Raw genomic sequence first — 23,143 nt, forward strand, 5'->3', positions numbered from 1 at the left:
GAAGCCACAGGCATGCGCTCGGTGCCACGGGCCGACTGCGAGTTCGACGCGGTGACGGCCCACGAGTTGCTCGCGGACCCGACGCGGCGCGCGACGGTGGCCGCGCTGGCAGAGTCGGCCCCGCTGTCGGTGACGGAGCTATCGGAACTGGTCGCCGCCCGCGACCACGAGGAGCCGTCGGCCCGGTCGCTCGCGGGGAGTCGGCGGGAACTGGAGACGGAACTCGCCGTCGAACATCTGCCGCGGCTCGAACGGGCCTGCGTCGTCACCGAAACCGAGGCGGGCTACGACCGCGGGCCGACGTTCGGCTCGCTGGTGTCGGTGCTCGACACGACGGACGAACTGGTCGGAGAAGCTTAGAGTTCGCCCAGTTTCCGGAGGAGCTGTCCCTCGTACTCCTCGTCGGCCTGCACGCCTTTCAGTTCGATGACGTTGCGTTCGAGTTTGTCGAGCGCGACGTTGAACGCGGACTCGGCGCCGTACCCCTCGCCGGTGCCGGCGACCTGCCCGACGTTCGTCCGCAGACGGATCTGACAGTAGATGAGCGGCGTGCCCCGGAGCTTCTCCTTGTGTTGGTTGAACCGGACGTGGGCGTGCTGGACCTGCATCTCCTGGTACTTGTCGGAGACCTCCTCGATGGAGGCGCGGACCTCCTCCCGGGAGAGCGTGTCGAGGACCTCGACGTTCGTTATCTGGACGTCCATGTGGTCCTCCTCGGTGTAGGTGAGCGCGCGCAGTACGTCGGTCTTGGTGACGATGCCGGCGACGAGGCGGTCGTCGTCCTCGGGGGTGACGACGAGGCCGCCGTAGCCACTGTCGAGCATCCCCTCGACGGCGTCGCGGACGCTGTCGCCGATGGTCGCCGTCTCGACGGGGCTGTTCATCACGTCGTACACCGGCAGATCGAGGATGCGTTCGATGTCGCCCGCGCGGTCCCCGCGGGTCGCCTTGTCCATGTCGCGGACGACCACGTCGACGACGTCGTGGGTGGTCACCAGCCCCGTCAGGTAGCCGTTCTCGTTGAGGACCGGCACCCGGGAGATGCCGTTCTCCCGCATCTTGTTGATGACCTGGCCGACCGTCGCGTCCTCGGTGAGGCTGACGACGTCCTCGGAGTAGATATCCTCGACCGCGAGCACGTCGAGGTTGTCGAGTACCGCTTCCAGAAGCGAGTCAGCCGTGACGATACCCCACAGCGAGTCGCCCTCGAACACGGGTGCGACCTTCACGCCACCCTCGACCAGCATGCGCGCGACGTCGCGGACGCCGTCCTGTTTGTTCACCTTCGGCGCGGAGCGCATCATCGCGCTCGCCTTGGTGTTGTCCTCGACGTGCGACTGCAGCAGCTGTTTCTCGGTGATGACTCCCTCGTAGCTCCCGTCGTCGGTGACGATGACGCCCTTCTGGTTCTCTCGCTCCAGCAGCGACCGGACCTTCCCGAGTCGCTCGTCCACGTCGACCTCGCTGAACTCGCGGGTCGCGATGTCTTCGATATCCATCTATATCCCTCTTCTCGGCGCTTCGCCACGAGCGTTATTGAAACTTGATGCCCGCCGCGAGCGTGATATCACGGCTCTATGGGACGGAGCGGCACGGCCCAACCGGCCGCTCGCGGACACGCCGTCGCGGCGGGGCCGCCGCTGGTGGGTGGGTGCCGAAGGAAGTGGGTTCGGGCGGATTTGAACCGCCGGCCTCCTCCATGTCAAGGAGGTGTCATAACCAGCCTAGACCACGAACCCGTGCTGGTCTGCTCGCATCACGACGTAGCCCGGTGGTACAATTGAAGGTTTCGGAAGTCGGTCCACCGTGAGTGTCGGTCCCACCCCGGGCTTTATGTTGAGATGTTCGGCCACAAGTTATATGTCCGCCTGTTAGTGGGTGTCATGGGGCGTTCCGACGGGTGAATCGGTTCCCACTCATAGAAGGGTTACTTATTACATAGGGATAAAAGCCCCCGGATTCCCGGGGTAAGAGTCAGGGGAGAGTAGGAGGGTAGTAGGTGGTAGATGACGCACAAGCAACTGACCCGTATCGCAACCACGATCATGACGCTCGTCGTCGTGCTGTCGATGGTCACGGCGCCGGTGGCCGCGGCCGACGGCGACGACGGTGAGGACGACGACGGTCTCCTCACCAACACGACCGAATCGGTGACGGACACGGTCGATTCGACGACCGACCTCGTGTCCAACACGTCCGACTCGGTGACGGACACGGTCGACTCGACGGCCGAGACGGTCGATTCGACGACGGACCCGGCCACCGACCCGGTCACGGAGGCACCGGGCGCGGACACGGTGACGGACGGGGTCTCCGACACCGTCACGAAGACGACCGATACGGTCGAGGGGACCACCGACCGCCTCCCCGGTACCGAGCGCCTCGGTGACGTGAGCAACCCCGACGAGATCGCGTTCAGCGAACTTCCGTCGGCCGACAACCTCGTCGACCCCGAATCGAATCCGGTTCCCTCGCCCGGCGAGGGGTCCGCTTCCCTGTCGACGCTGGAGCAGACCGCGAAAACCGGCCAGCTCCCCGTCGGCATCGAGGACCTGCCGTTCGAGTCCACGCCGGTGACCGGCGACAACGCGCCCATCGAGCCGGAGGACTCGCCGTACGGCTCCGACGGCGTGGGCAACTTCGACGCCTGTGCGCTCCCGGTCAACGACGAGGACCTGCCGCTCGATTCGGTGCCCGGTCCGGGTGACCTCCCGGTCTCGCCGCCGGGCGTTCCGACGGACCTGCTGACGCCGAGTGCAGTCGCCGGGCTGGCGTTCGGCACGGCGCCGAAGCCGTGTACCGTGTACGACCCCCACGACCCGTTCGTCGACCCGACCGAGATTCCGGAGGACCCCTCGGCGAGTCTGGGTTCCGACACTCTCGATGCCGGGGCGGATGGGTTCGTGTACGGGGGCAACTCCAGAGGTGAGCTGTACAACGCGTCTCAGTACGGTGCCTGGACCGTCGGTGCGAGCCCCGACTCTGTTGGAACCTTCCAGCAGTTCGGCATCGACAACGGCGCGAACGAGCGCTCCAAGTACGTCTACGTCTACAACTTCCGGAGCACCAACTTCAGCGACCGGTCCACCGAGGGCCAGACGAGCGTCGCCGTCCTGAGCAAGGAGGTCGGGCTCGCGCTCTCCTGTCAGAGCGACCTGGCGAACGCCTCCGTGAACTTCGAACAGCCGTCGAAGGGCGGCCCCTGCTCGTACGAACTGATCGGGCTCCCGTCGCTACCGGTCGGCCCGCAGACCGTGTTCGACGCCCTCGAGGAGCCGCCGGAGCCGCCGGAACTCCCGGGCATCGGCGGCCTGCCCCTGAACTCGGACTCGCTGGCCAACCTCTGACCGGCTGACCGGCCGGCCGTCGACCGACGCCGTTTCTGCGACCGTTTTTCCACCCCCGGCAGTTCCGACTCCGTCAGGCGTCGACGCCGACGTTTGGACGGTTTCGTCAGTTTCTATTTAAGGGGTGGACGGCATCCGCCGAACGAGCATGGACAGGCACGGGCAACGAGGAACCGATTATACGGCAACGAGGAACACAGCGAGAGCCATCCTGACGCTTCTGGTGGCGGTCACCATGGTCGTGAGCGTGATCGCCGCACCAGTCGCGGCGGCCGACGGCGACGACGGCATCTCCGTCGGGGACGACGACTCCGTGGGCGTCAGCGCCGACAACGACTCCGTGGGCGCCTCCGCGGGAGGTGACGACGTCTCCGTGAGCGACGACGGCGTCGAGACGGAGACAGCCGGGTCCCTGGAGTCCGGCGACACCAGCGACGCGTCGGTCGGTGGGTCGACGGACGACGTCGAGTCCGGTTCTACCGACGACGCCACGGACGGGGTCGCCACCACCCGGAGCGACGACGAGGAACTCCCGTACAACTACTCGGACATCCCGCTATCCCTCATTCCGGTGGACCTCTGTCGAGGTCCGCCGGAGGCACCGGAGCCGCCGGCCGACCCGACGGACCCACCGGAGCCGGTCCCGTCGCCGGGCGTTCCGGTGGACCCGACGAACCCGCCGAGTCCGCCGCTGTCGCAGTGTGACGCGTTCGACCCGTACGACCCGCCGTTCGACCCGACGGACCTGCCGGACGACCCCTCGGCCGACTACGAGGTGTACGAACGGGAGGTCGCGTCCGACGGCGTCGACGTCGTCCTCGGCGGCGAGGCCAGCCCGGACAGCCACTACCCGAGCGGTGGTAGCGTCATCGTCGTCGGGGCGTCACCGGACAGCGTCACCGTCGGCCAGCAGACCGTCGGTACCGACGGTCGGAAGGGGTACATCGTGTTCACGGCCGTGAACTACCAGCCGGGGACGAAGAACGGCTCCGTTCGGGTCGGGACGCTCGCCGTCGGCAAGGCGGCCGGCGCGAGTCTCGTCTGTGACGGGCAGGCCTGTCGGTTCAGCCAGTCGGCCGTGCCGGCCGACGGCCGGACCGTCCCGACGGGCGGTGGCAACGACAGCGGTGGCGGCTCGCCGCTGTCGCCGGAGCCGCCGGCCGAGATTCCGTGTTCGCCGCCGGTCGGTCCGGGCGACGCGCCCGAACCGCCGGCGGACCCGACGGACCCGCCGGAGCCGCTCCCGTCGCCGCCGGACGTCCCGGTCGACCCGACGAACCCGCCGAGTCCCCCCGCGGGACCGTGTGACGTCTACGATCCGAACGACCCGCCGAGCCTGAACCCGAACCCGGGTTACGGCTACACCGTCTACGAACTCGGTCCGAACGGGACCCTCCTCGGAGCCACGGGGACGTACAACGAGTCCGGCGGACCCGGTGGTGCCGCTCTGGTCGGCGCGAGCAACGAGGACGACCGGGCTGGTGTCGGCACGTACGCGGCCGGGAGCGACGGCCAGAAGCCGTTCATGACGCTGGTCAACGTGGGCGTCGACCCGAACTCCCTCACCCGGGTCGGGCTGACGGGCTACCAGCTCGAGGGCGGCACGGTCGTCTCCGTCGACGCGTTCGGCAAGCAGACCGGCGTCGCCGCGATGTGTGACGGCGAGTTCTGTTATCTGAGCCAGTCGGCCGTGCCGGCCGACGACCGGAAAGTCCGCATCGCCACGGAGGACGCCGACGAAAGCGACGGCGCCGCCGACACGATGAGCGAGTGGGCACGCGACACCGCTGACGACCAGTGAACGGTCGCTCCCGGTGACGCCACCGGGTGTGGGCTGACGCCGCCCGTCTCCGGACGTGTTTTTCCTTCTCTCCGCGTCGTCCAGCGGCGACGCCGCGGGCCCGACACGCTTATTGCGATGCACACATTCGTACATCACAACGCAATAGCGTACATTGGTGACCAGTATGCAGGAGTATATCGAGCGAGTGACGGAGGGCGAGGACCTGAGCCAGCACGAGGCGCGCGAGGCCGCACGGCTGGTGTTCGAGGAGGCGACGGAGACACAGATAGGCGCGCTTCTGACCGCGCTCCGGGCGAAAGGCGAGACCGAGACCGAGATAGCCGGCTTCGCCGAGGGGATGCGCGGCGCGGCCCGAACCATCGACCCCGAGCGGGGGACGCTGGTCGACACCTGCGGGACGGGCGGCGACGACTACGACACCATCAACGTCTCGACGACGAGCGCGCTGGTCGTCGCGGGCGCCGGCGTGCCGGTCGCCAAACACGGCAACTACTCCGTCTCCTCGTCGTCGGGAAGTTCCGACGTGCTGGAGGAGGTGGGCGTCGACCTCGACTCCTCGCCCGAGGCGGTCGAGGAACTCGTCGAGCGGGCGGGCATCGGCTACATGCACGCGCCCGCGTTCCATCCCGCGATGAAGGCGGTCATCGGGCCGCGGCGCGAACTCGGGATGCGGACCGTGTTCAACGTGCTGGGGCCGCTGACGAACCCCGCGGGCGCGGACGCACAGGTCGTCGGCGTCTACGACCCCGAGTTGGTCCCCGTGCTCGCGCGGTCGTTGGCCCGACTCGACGTCGAGCACGCGCTCGTCGTTCACGGGGCGGGGCTTGACGAGATAGCCGTCCACGACGAGACCGTCGTCGCCGAAGTCGAGGGCGACGACGTGACCGAGTACACGCTGACGCCCGAAGAACTCGGGCTGGAGCGGTCGCCCATCGAGGCCATCGCGGGCGGCACGCCCGCGGAGAACGCCGCGGACCTCCGGGGCATCGTCGGCGGCGAGGTGGGGGGCGCGAAACGCGACGTCATCCTCGCGAACGCCGGGGCGGCCATCTACGTCGCGGGTGCGGCCGACACGCTCGCCGAAGGCGTCGACCGGGCGCGGGAGGCCATCGACGGCGGGGCGGCCGCGCACAAGCTCGCGGAGCTCCGGACCGAGGACGAGGTCGAAGCGTAGGATGGCCCGCGCGAAGGTGTGCGGTCTGACCCGCGAGGCCGACGTGCGGGCGGCCGTCGACGCGGGCGCCGACGCCGTCGGCTTCGTCGTGAACGTCGACGTGGAGACGCCCCGCGAGATTCCGCCGGCCCGCGCGGAGGAACTCGCCGCGACCGTTCCGCCCTTCGTGACGACGGTGCTGGTGACGATGCCCGACACCGCCGCCGAGGCGGTGACGCTGGCCGAACTCGTCGGCGCCGACGCCGTCCAGACCCACGGCCTGTCTCCGGCGGACGTCGGCGTCGTCGCCACGAGCTTTCACGGCCCGGTGATTCCCGCGGTCTCGTCCGACGAGGTGGCCGACTACGCGAACGTCGGCCACGCCCTGCTCGTGGACACGCCGAGCGAGGCGGGCGGGGGCGGCACCGGTCGCACCCACGACTGGGACGCCACCCGCACGGCGACCGCCGACGTGGACCGACCCGTAATTCTGGCGGGCGGGCTCACTCCCGAGAACGTGCAGGCGGCCGTCGATGCGGTCGAGCCGTACGCCGTCGACGTGGCCTCGGGCGTCGAGGCGTCGGGCGGCGTGAAAGACCACGGCGCTGTCGAGCGGTTCGTCGCCCGTGCGGGAGGTGCGTCGTGACCGCGCTCGACCGCTCCCGCGAGGCGTTCCGCGAACTCGCCGGCGGGGGCGACTGCGTCGTCCGGGTCGCCGCGGAACTCGACGCCGACGTCGAGCCGCTGGCGGCGTACGCCGCCCTCACTGGCCGCACGACGGGTGCCGACGCGAGCGAGTACGCGTTCCTGCTGGAGTCCGCCGAGAAGGTGGCCTCCTCGGACCCCGACGGCGCGTTCGCGGCGGAGGGAGGCGACCGCCACGCCCGCTACTCGTTCGTCGGCTACGACCCCGCCGCCGTGGTGACCGTCGACGCCGACGAGACGACGGTGGAGACGCTCGACCCCCGCTACGAGGGGCTCGTCGAGCCGAACGGCGGCGACTGCGTCGACAGTCTGCGGGCGGCCCTGCCCGACGCCGAACTGCGGGGGTTCCCCGACTCCGAGCGCCAGCATCTCGACGGCGGGCTCGTCGGCTTCCTGGCGTACGACGCCGTCTACGACCTCTGGCTGGAGGAGGTGGGCGTCGAGCGCCCGGACTCCCGGTTCCCCGACGCGCAGTTCGTGCTCACGACGACGACGCTCGTGTTCGACGACGAGGCCGGGAGCCTCGAACTGGTGTTCACGCCCCTGCTCCGCGAGGGCGACGACGCCGGCGCGGTGTACGACGGCCTGCGTGCGGAGGCCGAGCGCGTCGAGTCGCTGCTCGCGGCGGCGGGTCCGGTCGAGACGGGCGGGTTCGTCCGGACTTCGGAGACGGCCGGGCCGCGGGACGCCTACGAGGACGCCGTCCGCGACGCGAAAGAGCACGTCCTCGACGGCGACATCTACCAGGGCGTCGTCTCGCGAACCCGCGAGTACCGCGGCGAGGTGGACCCGCTGGGGCTCTACCGCGCGCTCCGCGACGTGAACCCCTCGCCGTACATGTACCTGCTCGACCACGACGACCTGACCGTCGTGGGTGCCTCGCCGGAAACGCTCGTCTCGGTGCGGGGCGAGGAGGTGCTGGCGAACCCGATTGCGGGCACCTGTGACCGCGGGTCCTCGCCGGTCGAGGACCGGCGGCTGGCCGGCGAGATGCTCGCGGACGGGAAGGAGCGGGCCGAACACACGATGCTCGTCGACCTGGCGCGCAACGACGTGCGCCGGGTCTCGGCGGCGGGGAGCGTCCGCGTCGACGAGTTCATGAACGTGCTGAAGTACAGCCACGTCCAGCATATCGAGTCGACGGTCAGCGGCACGCTCGCCGAGGACTGTGACGCGTTCGACGCGACGCGGGCCGCCTTCCCCGCGGGGACGCTGTCGGGCGCGCCGAAGATACGCGCGATGGAGATAATCGACGACCTCGAGCGCACCCCGCGGGGGCTGTACGGCGGCGGCGTCGGCTACTACTCGTGGACCGGCGACGCCGACTTCGCTATCGTCATCCGCACCGCCACGGTCGAGGAGGGCGCCGACGACCAGCGCGTCACCGTGCAGGCGGGCGCGGGCATCGTCGCGGACTCGGACCCGGCAAGCGAGTACCGCGAGACCGAGAAGAAGATGGACGGGGTGGTGACCGCGCTGGAGCGCATCGAGCGGGAACCCCCGGAGGCGCCGCGATGAAGGTGGTGTTCGTCGACAACTACGATTCGTTCACGTACAACCTCGTCGAGTACGTCAGCCAGCACGGCATCGACACCGCGGTCCTGAAGAACACCGCGTCGCTCGACGAGGTGCGGAGCGAGGAGGCGGACGGGGTGGTCGTCTCGCCGGGACCGGGCCACCCGAAAAACGACCGCGACGTGGGCGTCTCGCTCGACGTGTTCCGCCACCTCGTCGACGTGCCGACGCTCGGGGTCTGTCTCGGCCTCGAAGCGGCGGTCTACGAGTACGGCGGCACCGTCGGCCGTGCCCCCCGCCCGGTCCACGGGAAGGCGTTCCCCGTCGACCACGACGGCCGGGGCGTCTACCGCGGCCTCGACCAAGGGTTTCAGGCCGGCCGCTACCACTCGCTGATGGCGACCGAGGTGCCCGACTGCTTCGAGGTGACCGCCACCACCGAAGACGGGAGCGAGGAACTCGTGATGGGCGTGCGCCACCGCGAGTTTCCCATCGAGTGCGTGCAGTTCCACCCGGAGTCGGTGCTGACCGGCGTCGGCCACGACGTCGTCGACAACTTCCTGGCGACGGTCCGCGGCGAAACGCTGTAACGGCCACACCACCAACTCTCCCGGATGGAACGGACCGTCGCAGAGACCGGCGCAACCGGTCGGTCGTCGCGCCCGTCAGATGAACGGGACGAACCGGAGCAGGCCGAAGAACCACAGCAGGCCGACGACGATGGCCGCCGCGATGGCGACTTTCACCGCGACGTTCAACAGCACCCGCGCCACCAGCAGCGCGACGACGATGATGACGAGCGTGCTGAGGATGCCGGGGACGCCGAACTCCGGAATCAACTGTATCGGGGCGACTACGGGCTCCATGTCCGGCGTCTCTCGCGCCTCGCTTTTAAAGACGGCGGCCGTCGGCGCGGGCGGATGGGCATGGTTTCAGCGGCCGCCGCCTCGAACCAACCCCCCTCCGGTTCCCGTGGGAACCCGGCCGACTGCCCCGGGATTTCGGGTCGAGGTTTCCACTTTCACTCCGGTCTGGATGGGCTTATGTGTGTCCACGGGACAGTAGTGTATCGTCACGCGCGCCACGCGCGGGGACGGCGCACCCTTCGCACGACAGCCAGTGCCGACAGCGGACCGACGACCGTCACACGGACCGCCCGTATCCCCAGGGTTATAGGGGTCGACGCAGAACGAAATCGCCGTTACGAATGAACGCGACACATCTCCACGTGAACAGCAGGAACGCCGTGTACTGGGCGCGACACGGTCGGAGGGCCGAGTGATGTCCGGCGCGGACCTCTCCGCCGACGAGCTCACCCTCCCCATCAAGCGCACCGAGGGGGACAGCCTCGAACAGCGACTCACCGACAATGCCTACCACAACATCCTCCCGGCGCGGTATCTCCGGAAGGACGCCGACGGCGACCTCGCCGAACAGCAGGAGGACCTGTTCGAGCGGGTCGCCCAGAACATCGCGCTCGCGGAGGCCGTCTTCGAGAGCGAGCGGCGCGACACCACGGTCACGGTGTCGCCCGACCAACTGAAGCCTGACCACCCGCGCCGCGACGAACTCGCCAGCGAGGTGTTCGGCGCCGGAACGACGGCCGACGACGACGCCGAGACCGAACTCACCGTCTACAACGTCAACAAGTTCGCCTACGAGACGGTCGTTCCTGACCTGCCCGACGAGATTCGAGAGCACGTCGAGACGAAGGCCGGCGAGTTCCAGGAGCTGATGGAACAGCTCTCGTTCATCCCGAACTCGCCGACGCTGATGAACGCGGGCGACGAACTCCAGCAGCTCTCGGCGTGTTTCGTCGACTCGCCGGACGACGACCTCACGGACATCCACCAGACGGCCAAGGAGGCCGCCGAGGTGTTCCAGTCCGGCGGTGGGATGGGGTACGCCTTCTGGCAACTCCGGCCGTACGGCGACGCCGTCGGCTCGACCGGCGGCATCGCCTCCGGCCCCATCACCTTCATGCGGACGTTCGACCAGATGTGCGAGACCATCGCGCAGGGGGGGACCCGGCGCGGCGCACAGATGGGCGTCATGCGCATCTCGCACCCGGACGTCATCGAGTTCATCCACGCGAAGAACAAGGATGTCTCGCTGGCGCACTGTCTCCGCCTCAACGACCCGGACGACTACACGTACACGACGTTCTCGGAGGCGCTCGAGGAGGCGCGCGGCCTCATCGACGAGGACGGGAAGGTGCCCAAGCATCTCCGCAACGCCGTCGAGGGCCACCTCTCGAACTTCAACATCTCCGTCGGCGTCACCGACGGGTTCATGGAGGCGCTCGAGGCGGGCGAGGAGTACACGTTCACCAACCCCCGCACCGGCGAGCCCCACGTCGCTACCGAAGAGACCAAGGAGATGTACTCCCGGTACGGCCTGGGCGAGCACGTCGAGGTCGGTGAACCCCTCGAAATCGACGCCGAACTCATCTGGGACCGCATCGTCGAGGGCGCCCACGAGAACGGCGAACCGGGCGTCATCTACCTCGAGCGGGTCAACAAGGAGCACTCCTTCGACGTGGAGGAGCATCCTGACCACCGCATCCTCGCGACGAACCCCTGTGGCGAACAGCCGCTCGAGGAGTACGAGGCCTGCAACCTCGGCCACATCAACCTCTCGACGCTCGCGGCCCGCGACGCGCCTGACTGGCGCGTCTGGTCCGAGGAGCACGCCGGCGAGTTCGACTCGAAGGAGGACGCCGTGATGGCGTTCCTCGAGGAGGCCATCGACTTCGAGGAGTTCGACCGCCGCATCGAACTCGGCACGCGGTTCCTCGAGAACGTCGTCACGATGTCGGACTTCCCGGTCCCCGAGATAGAGCAGAAGGTCCGCGAGATGCGGAAAATCGGGCTCGGCGTGATGGGGCTCGCCCAGCTGTACATCCAGCTCGGCATCAAGTACGGTAGCGAGGAGGGCAACGAGGTGGCCCGCCTGCTGATGCGCCACATCAACCACGGCTCGAAGTGGGCCTCCCACGAACTCGCCACCGAGCGCGGCTCCTTCGACGAGTGGGACAACTCGAAGTACGCGAGCCCCACCGAGTACGCCGAGTGGTTCGAGAAGCAGACCGGTCTCGACGCGGACGACTGGGCCGACGGCTTCCCGGTCCGCAACCACAACACGACGACCATCGCGCCGACGGGGACGACGTCGATGGTCGGCAACACCACCGGCGGCTGTGAGCCCATCTACAACGTCGCCTACTACAAGAACGTCTCCGACGACGTGCAGGGCGACGAGATGCTCGTCGAGTTCGACGACTACTTCCTGCGGACGCTGGAGGCCAACGACATCGACGTCGCGGCCGTCAAGGCGGAGGCCGAAGAGCAGATGGCGACCAACGCGTTCGACGGCGTCGAGGGGCTCTCGACGGTACCGGACGCCATCGGCGAACTGTTCGTCGTCACCTCCGACCTGTCGGGCAAACAGCACGCCGCCGTCCAGTGTGCCTGCCAGGAAGGGGTCGACTCCGCCATCTCGAAGACCTGCAACTTCCCCAACTCCGCGACCGCGGAGGACATGGACGAGGTGTACCGGTACATCTACGAGCACGGCGGGAAGGGCGTCACCGTCTACCGCGACGGCACCCGCTCGAAGCAGGTGCTGACGACCCGTGCGGACAACGCCGAGTTCTCCGAGGACATGGACGAAGAGGAGGCCGCGGAACTGCTCCTCGAGCGGGTCGAGGCCGTGTTCGGCGGCATGGACGAGTTCCTCGACCGCGAGGAGGTCCGCCGGGCCGTCGAGGCGGACCTCGCGGAGCTGTTCGACGTCGACCCCGAGCCGACTCACGTGTACGCCGAGAAGCAGTCCAGGCCCGACCTGTTGCACGGCGTCACCCAGCGCATCGACACCGGCTACGGGAAGCTGTACGTCACCATCAACGAGGACGCCGAACGCGAGCGGCCGTTCGAGCTGTTCGCCACCATCGGCAACTCCGGCGGCTTCACCGCGAGCTTCACGGAGGCGCTGGCGAAGACCATCTCCACCGCCCTGCGGTCGGGCGTCGACCCCGAGGAGATAGCCGGCGAACTCCAGGGCATCCGCTCGCCGAAGGTCGCGTGGGACAAAGGCGAGCAGATAAACTCCATCCCGGACGCCATCGGGCGCGCGCTCCAGCGCTATCTCGACGACGAGATAGACAAGCCGTACCCCCAACAGCAGAGCCTCTCGGAGGCGGCCGACTCCGCCGGCACCGAGACCGACCGCGACCCCAACCGCGAGGCGGCCGACCCCGAACCCGTCGAGCGGGAGACCGACGGCGGCGGCGCCGCCACGGACGACGCTACCGACTCGCTTCTGGCCGCCGGCGAGTCGCCGGAGTGTCCGGAGTGTGGCGCGATGTCGCTGGCGATGAACGAGGGCTGCAAGACCTGCCAGTCGTGCGGCTGGTCGGAGTGTTGAGCTAGCCCCTCAGTTCCTTCGACACCCACCCCGTCGGCCCGCTCGGGTAGGCGTCGGCCCGCTCCTTCGGCTGGACGGTGCCGTCGGCCTCGATAGCGCGGACGACCACCTCGTGGCGCTCGCCCGGCGAGTCGTACGCGTACGCCCACTGTCGCCAGACGTCCTTGCCCGGAAGCTCCTCAGACAGCGTCGCCTCCTGCCAGGTGTCGCCGCCGTCCGTCGACACCTCCACGGCGGAGATGCCGCGGGTGCCGGCGTAGGCGTGGCCCGCCACCTCGATGCGGTCGCCATCGCGGGCGGTGGCGTGGAGTTTCGCCACCGTGTTGACGGGGCCGGTGCCGTGCCAGCCGCGCTTCTCCCAGTAGCCGTCGGCCGGTTCGGCGAGTATCTCGATTTCGGTGAGCCACTTCACGTTTATCTCCCCCCAGTGGCCGGGAATCAGCGCCCGCACCGGGTAGCCGTGGCCCCGCGGGAGCGGGTCGCCGTTCATCCGGTAGGCGAGCATCCCCTCCCGGAGGGCCGCGACGGGGAACTCCTCGTAGTAGCCGTCGGCCGCCCGCAGCATCACACAGCAGTTCTCGCCCACGCCGGCCCGTTCCAGCACGTCCCTCAGCGGGACGGCGGTCCACAGCGCGGTGTCCATCTTCCGGCCGTTGAGGCTCTCGCCGACGCAACGCAAGGTGGTGAACACTTCCCGCGACTCCATCGCCGTCACCTCGTCGTAGTCGAGTTCGAGGTCCTCGTCGACGGCGCCCGTGACCGACAGCGTCCACTCGTCGGCGTCGAGCGTCGGGTCGGCGGCGTTGATGTCCACCTCGTAGAACTCGTCGCTGACGAGCGGTTCGAGGCCGTCGACGTCCAGCGACTTCGCGCTCGCCTCCGCGAGCAGGCTCCGGACCTCGGGGTCGCTCGGCGGGTCGTCCGCGACGGCCCCGGGAGTGCGGCGTCGTCCGAGCGGGTACGCGACGCCCGCGGCCGCCAGCGCGGTTCCGACGGCCCCGAGGACGCGCCGTCGCCCGGGGTCGGGCGCGTCGCCGCCGACCCGCGCCGCGAGCGGCACGACTACGAGCGTCGCCCCGACGGCGGCGCCGGCGGCCAGCGCCGGGGCGAGTGCGCCCGTCAGGAGGGTGCTGGCACCGAATGCCGCCGTGCCGGCGAGCATCGGCGGGAGCGCCGTCGACTCGACAGCGTCGCCGGCCGCCCGCGCCGCGAGCGCGATGGTCGCGAACAGCGCGACTGCGACGGCGAACCCACCGGCGACGGTGAGCAGTTTGCCGGCGTCGCCCAGCGTCGTGATGGCGGCGGTGACGACGATACCCGGCGTGACACGCGCGACGGTCGACGCGAGCGACCCGGCGACGAACGCCTGCGTGAACCCGGCGAGGGCGTACGAGCCGGCGACGCCGGCGACGCCGGCCGCGAGCGCCTCCGGGAGCCACGAGCGGAGCCGTTCCATACCCGTGGGTGGGTGGACCCACGGAAAACGATTGACCGAACTCCGTCTAGATTCTCCCCCGGATACGAGGGTTGATGGGCCGACTCCCCGAACGGCGACGCATGGAGGTGCCGACGTGTCCGATGTGCGACGCGGAGCTGTTCAAGCGGCACTGCAAGTACGTCTGCCCACAGCACGGCCCCGTCGTCGACTGCTCGGACCCGTTCACGTTCTGAACCCGCGGACGACGCCCCGCTCGCGGGCGAGTTGGTACGCCGGCCCCGACAGTAGCAGGACCGCAAGCGCGGTCGCCCCGACGATTACCGCGGGGCCACCGTGGAGCCCCTCCGTCGTCACCGTGTCGGCGGAGGCGCCGACCAGCACCGCGGCGGTGACCCACGGCAGTTCGCCGGCGGCGGTGCCGAGCGCGTAGTGGCCGGGACGCACGCCCGCGAGGCCGGCGGTGTAGGAGACGGGGTCCGCGGGCAGGGGGGCGAGGCGGGCGGCGACGATGCCGCGGACGTCGCCGGCGGCCGCGAAGTAGCCGCGGCCGTGGTCGCCGAGCGTCCCCAGCAGACCGGCGTCGTGGCCGACGTGGCGGGCCACGAGATACGGCGGGACGCAGGTGACGACCGCACCGGCAAGCGCCACCGGCACGCCCGCGGGCCCGACTGCGTAGCCGACGACGACCGAGAGCACGCTGATGGGCCACGCGACGACGGGCCGGAGGAGGTAGGCGGCGAGAAGCACCGCGCCGAACAGCCATGGTTCCGACGCGAGCGCGGAGACGCGGCGCGCGACGGCCGCCGGCGAGAGGGCGACGGCGGCGGTGAGCGCGACGACCCCGAGCAGGGCCAGTCCGACGAGTTGCCGGGCCGTCGCGCGCTCCATGTCCGGAGGTTCCGCCGGGCCGGCAAACGTCTTGTGGTAAACGCTTATTCGGCGTGGTACGCGATGTGTCGACGTGTCGAACCCCGAGGACCCGGTGGAGATGGGCGTCCAACTGCTCGAACGCCTCGAACAGTCGGAACTCGACCTCCCCGCGGTCATCGACCGCATCGAGACCATCACGACGGACCCGGCGACGACGCGGGCCATCCTCGAGGAGGCGGAGCGGCGCGGCGTCATCGAGCGGGACGGGTCGACCGTGCGGCCGACGCAGGGCCGCTTCCTCTCCTTCGAGGCCGAGGTCGTCACCAAGGAGGGGGAGTTCACTTGCCAGCGTTGCGGTGCCAGCATCTCGACGGGCTACTTCATGAACCTCGAAGCCGGCGAGCACGGCCCGTTCGGCTCCTCGTGTATCCGGAAGGTGACCGGCCGGGAGTGATGCGTCGGTCAGCGCCCGCGCCGTAGCTCCTCGACCAGCGTCTCGATGGTCTCCTGCTGTTTCTGGATGAGGTCGTTCTGTCGGTCGACGGCCGCCTCCAGCGCGTCGAGGCGGGCGAGCACCTCGTCGTCGTCGTCGTCGTCGGCGCCGGAGTCGGGGGTGCTCGGCTCGGTCGTCGGCTGGTCGCCCTGCGCGTCAGTGCTCTCCAGGCGGTCGACCGCGTCGTCGTCCGGGTCGTCCGCGTCGTCACCGACGAGCGGCGCGATGCCGGAGCCCTCGAACGTCTCCGTGTCCGCCTCCTCGCCGTCGTCGGTGACGCCCTGCTTCTCGCCGAGTTCCGCGAGCGAGTCGACGCCGTGGTAGTCGAGCACCGCCTCCTCGAGCGCCCGGCGGACGAGTTCGGCCTTCTCGGAGGGGACCTTCACGCGGTTGGGCCGGCCGTCGAGTTCCACGACCAGTTGCGTGGCGACGCTCCCCTCCTCGGCGTCGAGGCCCGTCACGTCGGCGAACGGGAACGTCTCGTGGTCGGGGTCCCACACCGGCCCCCCGATGTGTTTGACGAGGCGGCCGTCGGTGATTGCGAGCGTCAGTTCGGAGAAGCGGTACAGCTCGCGGACCCGCTCGCCGTCCTCGCAGACGCCGGCGGCCGCGAGCACCCCCTCCAGAACCGGTTCGAGGACGTCGTCGACGCGGTCGGCGGGCACCTTGAACTGCCCGCTGGTGTCGACGTACGTCAACTCGAAGGTGGCCTTCCGGCGGCCCGTCGAGAGGTCGAGGCGTTCGACGCCGTGGGGGTAGGCGGCGACGGACTCGTCGGACAGCAGGCCCTCGGCGCGGTACACCAGCGTCCGCGTCGGCGTGACGAACACGGCGTCGTCGCCGCCCAGCGGGACGCGAGTGTGGACCGACTCGCCGTCGAGGCGCTCCCGAACGACCGATGGAACGTCCATGCTCGGGGGTTGCCGCGGCCGGGCTTAAAACCGCAGGCCAGGGCCGCCACCGCGGGCGGAGATAGACAGGTTCAAGTCCGTCTCCGGATTACGCCGGGGTAGGCCGGGTGGCTTAGCTGGACATAGCGCCGCACTCATAGGGTTTCGAGTTCGGCAACGGCATGTCTCTCCGGGCTTTGCCGAGCCTGGAAACCTGGGACATGCGGAGATCGTGGGTTCGGAGCCCACCCCGGCCACTTCCCGAAACGACCAGCGGCCGCGCTCGGCACGGAAGCTTATTCGGTGTCGCTCCCGTACGTGCAGGCGATGCCACGTTGTGCGCGCTGTGAAGCGGAGTTCTCGCCGACCGGGGAATGGATCGAGGTGACGCACAACCACGCACACATGCGGTTCGACAGCGCGTTCTGCTCGCCGGAGTGTGCTGTCACCTACCTCGAGAACGGACTGTAACCGTAACGTCGATACGTCGGCTGTCCGCGCTCCCTGTATGGACGAGTTCGACCACCACGTCGACATCTCGCTTCGCTACCGCGACCTCGACGCGCAGAACCACGTGAACAACGCGGTGTACGCCTCGTTCCTCGAACAGGGGCGCAACGCCTACTTCCAGTCGGTGCTCGACACCCGCCTCGACGCCGAGGACGTCGTCATCGCGGACATCGAGGTGTCGTTCGAGCGCCCCATCACCCTGTCCGACGACGAGGTGCGGGTGTACACGCGGGTGCCGTCGCTCGGTTCGTCGAGTTTCCCCATCGAGTACGCGGTGGTGGCCGCCGGCGAGACCAAGGCCACCGGAAAAACGACGCTCGTCTGCTACGACAGCGAGGCCGGGGGGTCGCGGCCCATCCCCGACGAGTGGCGCGCGGAGATAGCCGCCTTCGAGGGGTTCACCGACTCCTGACGTCCCACTCGCCGTCCTCGAGGCGGGCGATGGCGTCGAACGTCGAGGCCAGCGTCGAGACGGCCTGCTCGTCCTGGGTCGCCGGGTCGAGATGGAAGTGAGCGTGGGCGCCCGCCCCGGCCAGCCGGGTCGTCATCAGGTGGAGGAACCGGTAGACGTTGTGCAGTTCCTCGTACTGGAGCAGGGTGGTCAGCGAGTCGAAACACAGCGCCATCCGCCGGTCGGCTTCGTGCCAGCGCTCGAGGTACTTGCTGATTATCATCCCCAGCCCTGTCAGGTCGCCCGGCGTCGAGAGATACTCGATGCCGATGTCGTCGAGTTCGTCGTCCGCCGTCGGTCCGGCGAACGTGTCGCTCGTGGTCACGAGCACGAGTTCCTCGGGGCGGTCGCCGACCCGGTCGTCCCACCGTTCTACCCACTGCTCCGGTGGGAGCGTGAACGTCACGACGAGCGTCGCCCGGGGTTCGTCGTCGCCGTGGAGCAGTTGTCGGCATCCGGCGTCGATCTCGCTGGACACCGACGGTCCGAGCAACAGCACGTTCGACCCGGCCTCGAACTCCTCGAGCGTCCCCACGCTGTCACCCATGGTTACGGGGCGTTCGGGCGAGGGTCATATAACTCTCCCCTTCGGTGTACCAGACGATTTTTGCCCCGGGGCACGGTACCGCGTGGCGATGGGTCTGACGGGAACATCGGAACTCGCCAGTTTCGACGGCGACGCGGCGCTGGAGGCCGCTCGTGAGGCGGCGGGCGACGACCTGCTGTCGTTCGTCGAGTTCACGAGCGACGACCACCGCCCGCTGTACGTCGCCGACGAAATCGTCGAGATGTACCGCGACGAGGAGCACCTCCTCGACCACTACGACAGGGTGCTCGCGCACCTCAACATGGACTTCCTCGAACGCGACACCTACGAGGGGACGCTGCTGCCCAACGCGGGGTCGGTGCGGGCCATCGTCACCCGGATGGACGAGCTCGTCCTCCTCCGGATGCTCGCGGGCGGCGAGGGACTCTACATCGCGCTCGCGCCGGGTGCCGACGTCGACGCCGTCATCGACGCCGTCGAGCCGGTCACGGACAGCGGATAGTGCCCGCGTCCGCGTCGACGACCACCTCGCCGCCGACCGGGAGCGGTGCGACCGGCCGCGCGTGGCCGAAGGGGACGTCGGTGACGACGACGGCCTCCTCGTTGTACGCCCGGACGCCCTCGAGGACGGCCTCGCGCTGGCGCTCCCGGTACGCGGCCCGCTCGTCGGCGTCGCGGTCGGTGCCGAAAGCGCGGGCCTTCGCGCGCCCGACGAGCACCGCGCCCACGTCGAGCATCCCGCGCTCGCCCAGCGCCATCAGCGTCCGCCACACCTCGCCCGGCCCGGGCAGTTCCTCGGACGTCTCCAGCAGGAGGACGCTCCCCGCGGTGTCGTCGGGCAGGCCGCGGTCGAGCGCGAGATGCGAGTTCAGTACCTCCAGACAGCCGCCCCACGTGCGTCCCTCGACGCGCCCCTCGCCGTGGAACCGGTTGCCCTCGCTCGCCTCGTACTCGGGGTCGCGTTCGAGGTTCGCGGCGTCGTGCCAGTCGAGGTCCTCGTCGGAGAACCGTCCCGGGTCGCGCACCTCCCCGAGCGCCTCGTCGAAGAACGCGCGCTCGAGATACTCACGGGTGTACGCGCCGATACCACCCGGCTCGCAGACGTCGGTGAACAGCGTCCCGCCGTAGTAGGAGACGACGCCCTGCTCGCGGAGCACCGCCGCGACGGTGGTGTTGTCGCTCGTCCCGTAGAACCGCGTGGGGTGCTCGCCCAGCACGTCGGCGTCCAGATGCGGGAGGATGCGCACCTGGTCGTTGCCGCCGATGGCCGCGACGACGCCGTCGACGTCGGGGTCGCGGAACGCCCGCTCCAGTTCGGCGGCCCGCGCTTCCGGGTTCTCGAACAACTCGCGCGTGTCGGCGGTGAGGCTGTCGTACGCCACCGGGTCGAGGCCGAACTCCTCGCGGAGGCGGTCGAGCCCCAGTTCGACGAGATGGTCGGGGTACGCTCCGTCGGCCGGCGCCGCGGCGGGCCGGCAGACGGCGACCTGACTGCCGGGCTCCAGCGGCGGCGGGGTGGTGAACGCCATGGACGGAGGTGCGGGCGCGCCTCCCTAACGGTTGCCCCGGTGTGTCACTCGATGTCGTGGGCCGCGAGCCACTCCTCGGCGACGGCCAGCGCGCGGTCGCGGTCGTCGACCGTCCGGTGGTCGTAGGCGGCGCCGTCGGGGGCCTGCTTCAGCCGGTCGAGAGCGACCGCCCAGTCGCCCGTGGCCGTCTCGCGGGCCGTCACGCGGGCGTAACCGTCCGACCGCTCCCACTCGATACGGCGCTCGGTGTCGGCGGTTCGGCTCCAGGACACACCGTCGCGTCGGGGCCGAACGCTGAAGCCGTTTCGGCTCCCTCGTTCGCCCGTGTCCGACGACCCGACGGTCATCCGGTCGCTGGCGGTCCACGTCGACGACGCCGTGACCGCCCTCGAGGCGAACGCGCGCCGCGACGCGGGCGCGGTGCTCCGGGTGACGCCGCCGTTCGCGGCCCGGATGCGCGCCCGCGTCCACCGCGAGGGCGGCGAGGGGACCTACGGCAATCCCGCGCCCCTCCACCTGCCGCCGGAGCGGCTGGTGGACGCGCCGCCGTTCCCCGACCCCGACGACACCGAGGACGACCTCCGTGCGGACCCCGAGGCGTCGTACAGCCCGGGGCGCCACCGGGAGCGGCACGCCGCGGCCGTCGAGAGGTGGCGCGAGGCCGCCCGCGACGGCCGGCGCGAGCGGGCGACCGTCGAGACGCCAGCCGGCGACCACGAGGTCGAACTCCGGTGGCTGGGGTAGCGCCGCCGTTTTGCCGCCGGCGACCGAACCCCCCGTATGCGCTCCATACTGTCGACCGGCGAACGCGAGGTGGCCGAGTTGCTCGCCGCGGGCCACGACGTCGAGTCCATCGCCACCGAACGCGACGAGTCGGTCGAGGCGACGCGGAAGGCCGTCGACCGGGTGCGCGAGAAGACCGACCGCGCGTTCGCTACACTGCTCGAGAGCCCGTTCACCGGCGACGCGGCCGACGACCTCCCCGCGGACGAGCGCGAGCGGCTCCGCGCGGCGCTCGAGGACGCGTAACCCTGGCTTACCGATTCGACGACGAGGCCCTCTGAGGGCTCGATAAAAGGTCTAAACGTTTCTGATGGAGTTGTAAAATGTTGGTACGCGTCCTATTCCCCGCTGAAACGTGCTGAAACGAACCGAAGGCTCTGGCAGGTATAAGCCCCTGGCAGTTAGAGGGAAAGATGAGTCATGTCGACCTCAAGCCCCTCCACCCAGGTCCGAGAGACCCTCCGTGACGCTCGGGGACTACAACTGACCCAGGTGTTGCGTCGTCCCGTCGAAGCACTGGCGTTCTGGGCCGCCGTCCTGCTCCCGTTCGCGTACGTCCCCCTGCTGGTCGGTGGGTTTGGGTTCGACCCCAGTTCCAGCGTCGCCCTGTTCGGTGCCCTCCTGGTCGCCAACGTCGTCGCCCTCCTGGTCGGTCACGACCACAACCGCACGCCCGGCGACCGCTGAGTTTGAGTAGGTCCCCGCCCGCAGGCGTGGTATGGACCACGTCCCGCTCGGCAACACCGGCACGTTCGTCACCGACCTCTGTTTCGGTACGTGGCGGTTCGGCCGCGAGACCGACGACGGCGTCGTCGAAGTCGACAAGCGACGCGCACAGGACCTGCTGACGGCGTACGCCGACGCCGGCGGCAACTTCATCGACACCGCCGACGTGTACGGCGACGGCCTCAGCGAGCAGTGGATCGGCGACTGGCTGGCCGACCGCGACCGCGAGTCGTTCGTGCTCGCCTCGAAGGTGTACTGGCCCACCCGGGACGACGACCCCAACGGGCAGGGGCTCTCCCGGAAGCATATCCGCCGCCAGATAGACCTGATGCTCGACCGCCTCGGCACGGAGTATCTCGACCTGCTGTACGTCCACCGCTGGGACGACGACACGCCGGCCCGCGAACTGATGCGCACTCTCGACGGTCTGGTCCGCGACGGGAAGGTGAACCACCTCGGTGCGTCGACGTTCGAGCCGAACGCTTGGCGAATCGCGCAGGCGAACGAAATCGCCCGCCAGGAGGGGTACGAGCCGTTCACGGTCGCCCAGCCGCGCTACAGTCTGGTCACCCGCGAGGTGGAGTACGACTACGTCGACGCCTGCGCCGAGTACGACGTCGGGATGTGTCCGTGGTCGCCGCTCGCAGGCGGGTTCCTCACCGGGAAGTACGACCGCGAGGAGATGCCCGAGGGGAGCCGCGGCGCCGAGAACGAGACGTTCGCCGACCGCTATCTGACGGGGGCGAACTTCGACGCGCTCGAGGTCGTCCGCGAGGTGGCCGACGAGGTCGGGGCGACGCCGGCACAGGTGAGCCTCGCGTGGCTCATGCACCACGAACAGGTGACCGCACCTATCGTCGGTGCCCGGACCGTCGACCAGCTCGAGGAGAACCTCGGGGCCGCCGAGGTGACGCTCACCGACGCGCAGTTCGACCGGCTGGCAGACGCGAAGGCGTCGCCCTCCTTAGTCTGAGGTGGCCGCGTCGTCGGGCACCGACGCCTCGTAGGCGTCCCGGTACTTCGATATCTTCCGGTAGAGATAGTAGGCGAAGATGCCGTCGTAGACGACGACGAACACGAGCAGCATCAGTCCCGTCAACTCGATGCCGACCCGCGGCAGGTAGGAGACGGCCGTGTTGTACGTCGCGTGTGCCAGCGCCGCGACCAGAAGCCCCTTCACGACGATGGGGCCGGCGTTCTCGCTGTCGAACTTCGCCAGCCCGAGGTAGTAGCCCGAGATAGCCGACCAGATGACGTGGCCGGGGCCGACGAACGCGCGGGTGCCGGCCGTCCGTATCGCTCGCTCGATGGCCGCCGGCCCGGAGATGCTCCCCTGCTGGATGGCCGACTGCGTGATGTACAGCGCGTTCTCGATGGTTGCGAACCCGAGGCCGGCGACGGCCCCGTACACCGCGCCGTCGACGACGGCGTCGAACGAGTCGGTGTTGAACGCGTACACCCGCGGGGAGAGCCACTTCACCGTCTCCTCGATGGGTGCGACGACGAGATAGAAGTACAGCGCCGTCCCGACGACCGGGACAAGCCCCTTGATGACGGGGCCGAGCACGGAGTTGGCAAGCGCCGCGAACGCGGCGAACAGCACCGCGAGCACGAACGTCGCCGCCAGCGTCGTCCACGGCTCTCGCATCGTCGCATCGCCGTACCAGATGGCCCCGACGAGCACGACGGCCGGCAGGACCGACACCGCCGTCAGCAGACCGACCGTCGGGTTCCGGTACATGGCGAACCCGATGATGCTGAGTTGCCCGACGAGCAGTAGCGCCGCGACCAGCACCAGCACCGCGCCCGCGGTGCGGCGCAACAGTCCGTGGAGGCTGACGGCGACCCGGTCCGTCGCCGTCCGCGGCTCCCAGCCCGTTACCTCGTACGTCTCTCTATCCGTGTGTGCCGCGACAGGGTCAGTGTCGCTGTCCCCGTTGCCCATGCCCGGGTCGAC

26 protein-coding genes and 2 tRNA genes are annotated in these 23,143 nt (G+C 69.5%); 18 read left to right on the forward strand and 10 right to left on the reverse strand.

All coding sequences use genetic code 11. The features are described from left to right. Positions 1–12: 12 nt before the first annotated feature. Complete coding sequence (locus NL112_RS10275) at positions 13–360, forward strand: DUF7344 domain-containing protein (protein ID WP_255148744.1); 348 nt, start codon at positions 13–15, stop codon at positions 358–360. Here the strand turns inward: NL112_RS10275 and NL112_RS10280 are convergent. Together NL112_RS10280 and NL112_RS10285 are read right to left on the reverse strand one after the other, a co-directional pair. Next, the gene (locus tag NL112_RS10280) at positions 357–1,499 is read right to left on the reverse strand and encodes a CBS domain-containing protein (RefSeq protein WP_255148745.1); all 1,143 of its coding nucleotides are present in this window, start codon (positions 1,497–1,499) and stop codon (positions 357–359) included. The genes NL112_RS10275 and NL112_RS10280 overlap by 4 nt on opposite strands. Before the next feature lie 165 nt (positions 1,500–1,664). Then, a tRNA-Val gene (locus tag NL112_RS10285) sits at positions 1,665–1,739 on the reverse strand. A 267-nt stretch (positions 1,740–2,006) separates the two neighbouring features. Between NL112_RS10285 and NL112_RS10290 the strand changes: the two genes are divergently transcribed. From NL112_RS10290 to trpG, 6 genes are all read left to right on the forward strand, one after another. Further along, on the forward strand, positions 2,007–3,347 hold the full coding sequence (locus tag NL112_RS10290; RefSeq protein WP_255148746.1) for a hypothetical protein: 1,341 nt from the start codon (positions 2,007–2,009) through the stop codon (positions 3,345–3,347). Positions 3,348–3,582: 235 nt separating this feature from the next. After that, positions 3,583–5,148 carry a hypothetical protein gene (locus tag NL112_RS10295; protein WP_255148747.1) on the forward strand — a complete coding sequence of 522 codons (1,566 nt, stop codon included), beginning with the start codon at positions 3,583–3,585 and terminating at the stop codon, positions 5,146–5,148. A 166-nt stretch (positions 5,149–5,314) separates the two neighbouring features. Next, on the forward strand, positions 5,315–6,325 hold the full coding sequence (gene trpD, locus NL112_RS10300) for an anthranilate phosphoribosyltransferase (protein ID WP_255148748.1): 1,011 nt from the start codon (positions 5,315–5,317) through the stop codon (positions 6,323–6,325). A gap of 1 nt (position 6,326) precedes the next feature. Next, a complete protein-coding gene (locus tag NL112_RS10305) occupies positions 6,327–6,950 on the forward strand; it encodes a phosphoribosylanthranilate isomerase (protein WP_255148749.1) in 624 nt (207 codons plus the stop codon). After that, the gene (trpE, locus tag NL112_RS10310; RefSeq protein ID WP_255148750.1) at positions 6,947–8,527 is read left to right on the forward strand and encodes an anthranilate synthase component I; all 1,581 of its coding nucleotides are present in this window, start codon (positions 6,947–6,949) and stop codon (positions 8,525–8,527) included. The genes NL112_RS10305 and trpE overlap by 4 nt, the downstream gene beginning before the upstream one ends. Then, the gene (gene trpG / locus NL112_RS10315; protein WP_255148751.1) at positions 8,524–9,114 is read left to right on the forward strand and encodes an anthranilate synthase component II; all 591 of its coding nucleotides are present in this window, start codon (positions 8,524–8,526) and stop codon (positions 9,112–9,114) included. The genes trpE and trpG overlap by 4 nt, the downstream gene beginning before the upstream one ends. Before the next feature lie 75 nt (positions 9,115–9,189). Here the strand turns inward: trpG and NL112_RS10320 are convergent, their stop codons facing one another. Then, a complete protein-coding gene (locus NL112_RS10320) occupies positions 9,190–9,390 on the reverse strand; it encodes a DUF8029 family protein (RefSeq protein ID WP_255148752.1) in 201 nt (66 codons plus the stop codon). A 415-nt stretch (positions 9,391–9,805) separates the two neighbouring features. Here NL112_RS10320 and NL112_RS10325 point away from each other — a divergent pair, with 415 nt between their 5' ends. Further along, positions 9,806–12,949 carry an adenosylcobalamin-dependent ribonucleoside-diphosphate reductase gene (locus NL112_RS10325; protein ID WP_255148753.1) on the forward strand — a complete coding sequence of 1,048 codons (3,144 nt, stop codon included), beginning with the start codon at positions 9,806–9,808 and terminating at the stop codon, positions 12,947–12,949. A gap of 1 nt (position 12,950) precedes the next feature. Here the strand turns inward: NL112_RS10325 and NL112_RS10330 are convergent, their stop codons facing one another. Beyond that, positions 12,951–14,405 (reverse strand): molybdopterin-dependent oxidoreductase, encoded by a 1,455-nt coding sequence (locus NL112_RS10330; RefSeq protein WP_255148754.1) that lies wholly within the window; start codon positions 14,403–14,405, stop codon positions 12,951–12,953. A gap of 74 nt (positions 14,406–14,479) precedes the next feature. Between NL112_RS10330 and NL112_RS22895 the strand changes: the two genes are divergently transcribed. After that, positions 14,480–14,620, forward strand: a complete 141-nt coding sequence (locus NL112_RS22895; RefSeq protein ID WP_350356127.1) for an HVO_2523 family zinc finger protein — start codon at positions 14,480–14,482, stop codon at positions 14,618–14,620. On the opposite strand, the gene NL112_RS10335 is transcribed toward NL112_RS22895, so the two are convergent. Further along, on the reverse strand, positions 14,610–15,275 hold the full coding sequence (locus NL112_RS10335; RefSeq protein ID WP_255148755.1) for a TVP38/TMEM64 family protein: 666 nt from the start codon (positions 15,273–15,275) through the stop codon (positions 14,610–14,612). The two genes, NL112_RS22895 and NL112_RS10335, sit on opposite strands and share 11 nt — an antisense overlap. A gap of 100 nt (positions 15,276–15,375) precedes the next feature. On the opposite strand from NL112_RS10335, the gene NL112_RS10340 reads away from it, so the two are divergent. Beyond that, positions 15,376–15,711 carry a DUF5830 family protein gene (locus NL112_RS10340; protein ID WP_255152596.1) on the forward strand — a complete coding sequence of 112 codons (336 nt, stop codon included), beginning with the start codon at positions 15,376–15,378 and terminating at the stop codon, positions 15,709–15,711. A gap of 8 nt (positions 15,712–15,719) precedes the next feature. Here NL112_RS10340 and NL112_RS10345 read toward each other — a convergent pair whose 3' ends face one another. After that, a complete protein-coding gene (locus NL112_RS10345; protein WP_255148756.1) occupies positions 15,720–16,661 on the reverse strand; it encodes a DUF7115 domain-containing protein in 942 nt (313 codons plus the stop codon). A 101-nt stretch (positions 16,662–16,762) separates the two neighbouring features. On the opposite strand from NL112_RS10345, the gene NL112_RS10350 reads away from it, so the two are divergent. The 3 genes from NL112_RS10350 (at position 16,763) to NL112_RS10360 (ending at position 17,562) form a co-directional block, all read left to right on the forward strand. Next, positions 16,763–16,897, forward strand: a tRNA-Met gene (locus NL112_RS10350). 70 nt (positions 16,898–16,967) lie between these two features. Beyond that, a complete protein-coding gene (locus tag NL112_RS10355) occupies positions 16,968–17,111 on the forward strand; it encodes a hypothetical protein (protein WP_255148757.1) in 144 nt (47 codons plus the stop codon). A 37-nt stretch (positions 17,112–17,148) separates the two neighbouring features. Further along, a complete protein-coding gene (locus tag NL112_RS10360) occupies positions 17,149–17,562 on the forward strand; it encodes an acyl-CoA thioesterase (RefSeq protein WP_255148758.1) in 414 nt (137 codons plus the stop codon). Here the strand turns inward: NL112_RS10360 and NL112_RS10365 are convergent. After that, positions 17,549–18,148: a DUF7504 family protein gene (locus NL112_RS10365; protein WP_255148759.1), complete on the reverse strand. Its 600-nt coding sequence runs from the start codon at positions 18,146–18,148 to the stop codon at positions 17,549–17,551. The genes NL112_RS10360 and NL112_RS10365 overlap by 14 nt on opposite strands. Before the next feature lie 88 nt (positions 18,149–18,236). On the opposite strand from NL112_RS10365, the gene NL112_RS10370 reads away from it, so the two are divergent. Continuing rightward, positions 18,237–18,650, forward strand: coding sequence for a DUF7522 family protein (locus tag NL112_RS10370; RefSeq protein WP_255148760.1), 414 nt, complete (start codon positions 18,237–18,239; stop codon positions 18,648–18,650). Here the strand turns inward: NL112_RS10370 and NL112_RS10375 are convergent. Continuing rightward, complete coding sequence (locus NL112_RS10375; RefSeq protein ID WP_255148761.1) at positions 18,634–19,677, reverse strand: S66 peptidase family protein; 1,044 nt, start codon at positions 19,675–19,677, stop codon at positions 18,634–18,636. The two genes, NL112_RS10370 and NL112_RS10375, sit on opposite strands and share 17 nt — an antisense overlap. Positions 19,678–19,721: 44 nt before the next feature. After that, positions 19,722–19,949 carry a DUF7543 family protein gene (locus tag NL112_RS10380; protein ID WP_255148762.1) on the reverse strand — a complete coding sequence of 76 codons (228 nt, stop codon included), beginning with the start codon at positions 19,947–19,949 and terminating at the stop codon, positions 19,722–19,724. Between the two features lie 52 nt (positions 19,950–20,001). Between NL112_RS10380 and NL112_RS10385 the strand changes: the two genes are divergently transcribed. The 4 genes from NL112_RS10385 (at position 20,002) to NL112_RS10400 (ending at position 22,159) form a co-directional block, all read left to right on the forward strand. Then, positions 20,002–20,421: a DUF8009 family protein gene (locus tag NL112_RS10385; RefSeq protein ID WP_255148763.1), complete on the forward strand. Its 420-nt coding sequence runs from the start codon at positions 20,002–20,004 to the stop codon at positions 20,419–20,421. Between the two features lie 36 nt (positions 20,422–20,457). Beyond that, entirely contained in the window at positions 20,458–20,706 is a 249-nt protein-coding gene (locus NL112_RS10390; RefSeq protein ID WP_255148764.1) for a hypothetical protein, read from the forward strand. A 174-nt stretch (positions 20,707–20,880) separates the two neighbouring features. Continuing rightward, a complete protein-coding gene (locus NL112_RS10395) occupies positions 20,881–21,147 on the forward strand; it encodes a DUF8028 family protein (protein WP_255148765.1) in 267 nt (88 codons plus the stop codon). A gap of 31 nt (positions 21,148–21,178) precedes the next feature. Next, entirely contained in the window at positions 21,179–22,159 is a 981-nt protein-coding gene (locus tag NL112_RS10400; RefSeq protein WP_255148766.1) for an aldo/keto reductase, read from the forward strand. On the opposite strand, the gene NL112_RS10405 is transcribed toward NL112_RS10400, so the two are convergent. Beyond that, entirely contained in the window at positions 22,151–23,131 is a 981-nt protein-coding gene (locus NL112_RS10405) for a PrsW family intramembrane metalloprotease (protein ID WP_255148767.1), read from the reverse strand. The two genes, NL112_RS10400 and NL112_RS10405, sit on opposite strands and share 9 nt — an antisense overlap. Between the last annotated feature and the right edge of the window lie 12 nt (positions 23,132–23,143).

The organism is Halorarius halobius, assembly GCF_024298865.1.
Classification (GTDB): domain Archaea; phylum Halobacteriota; class Halobacteria; order Halobacteriales; family Haloarculaceae; genus Halorarius; species Halorarius halobius.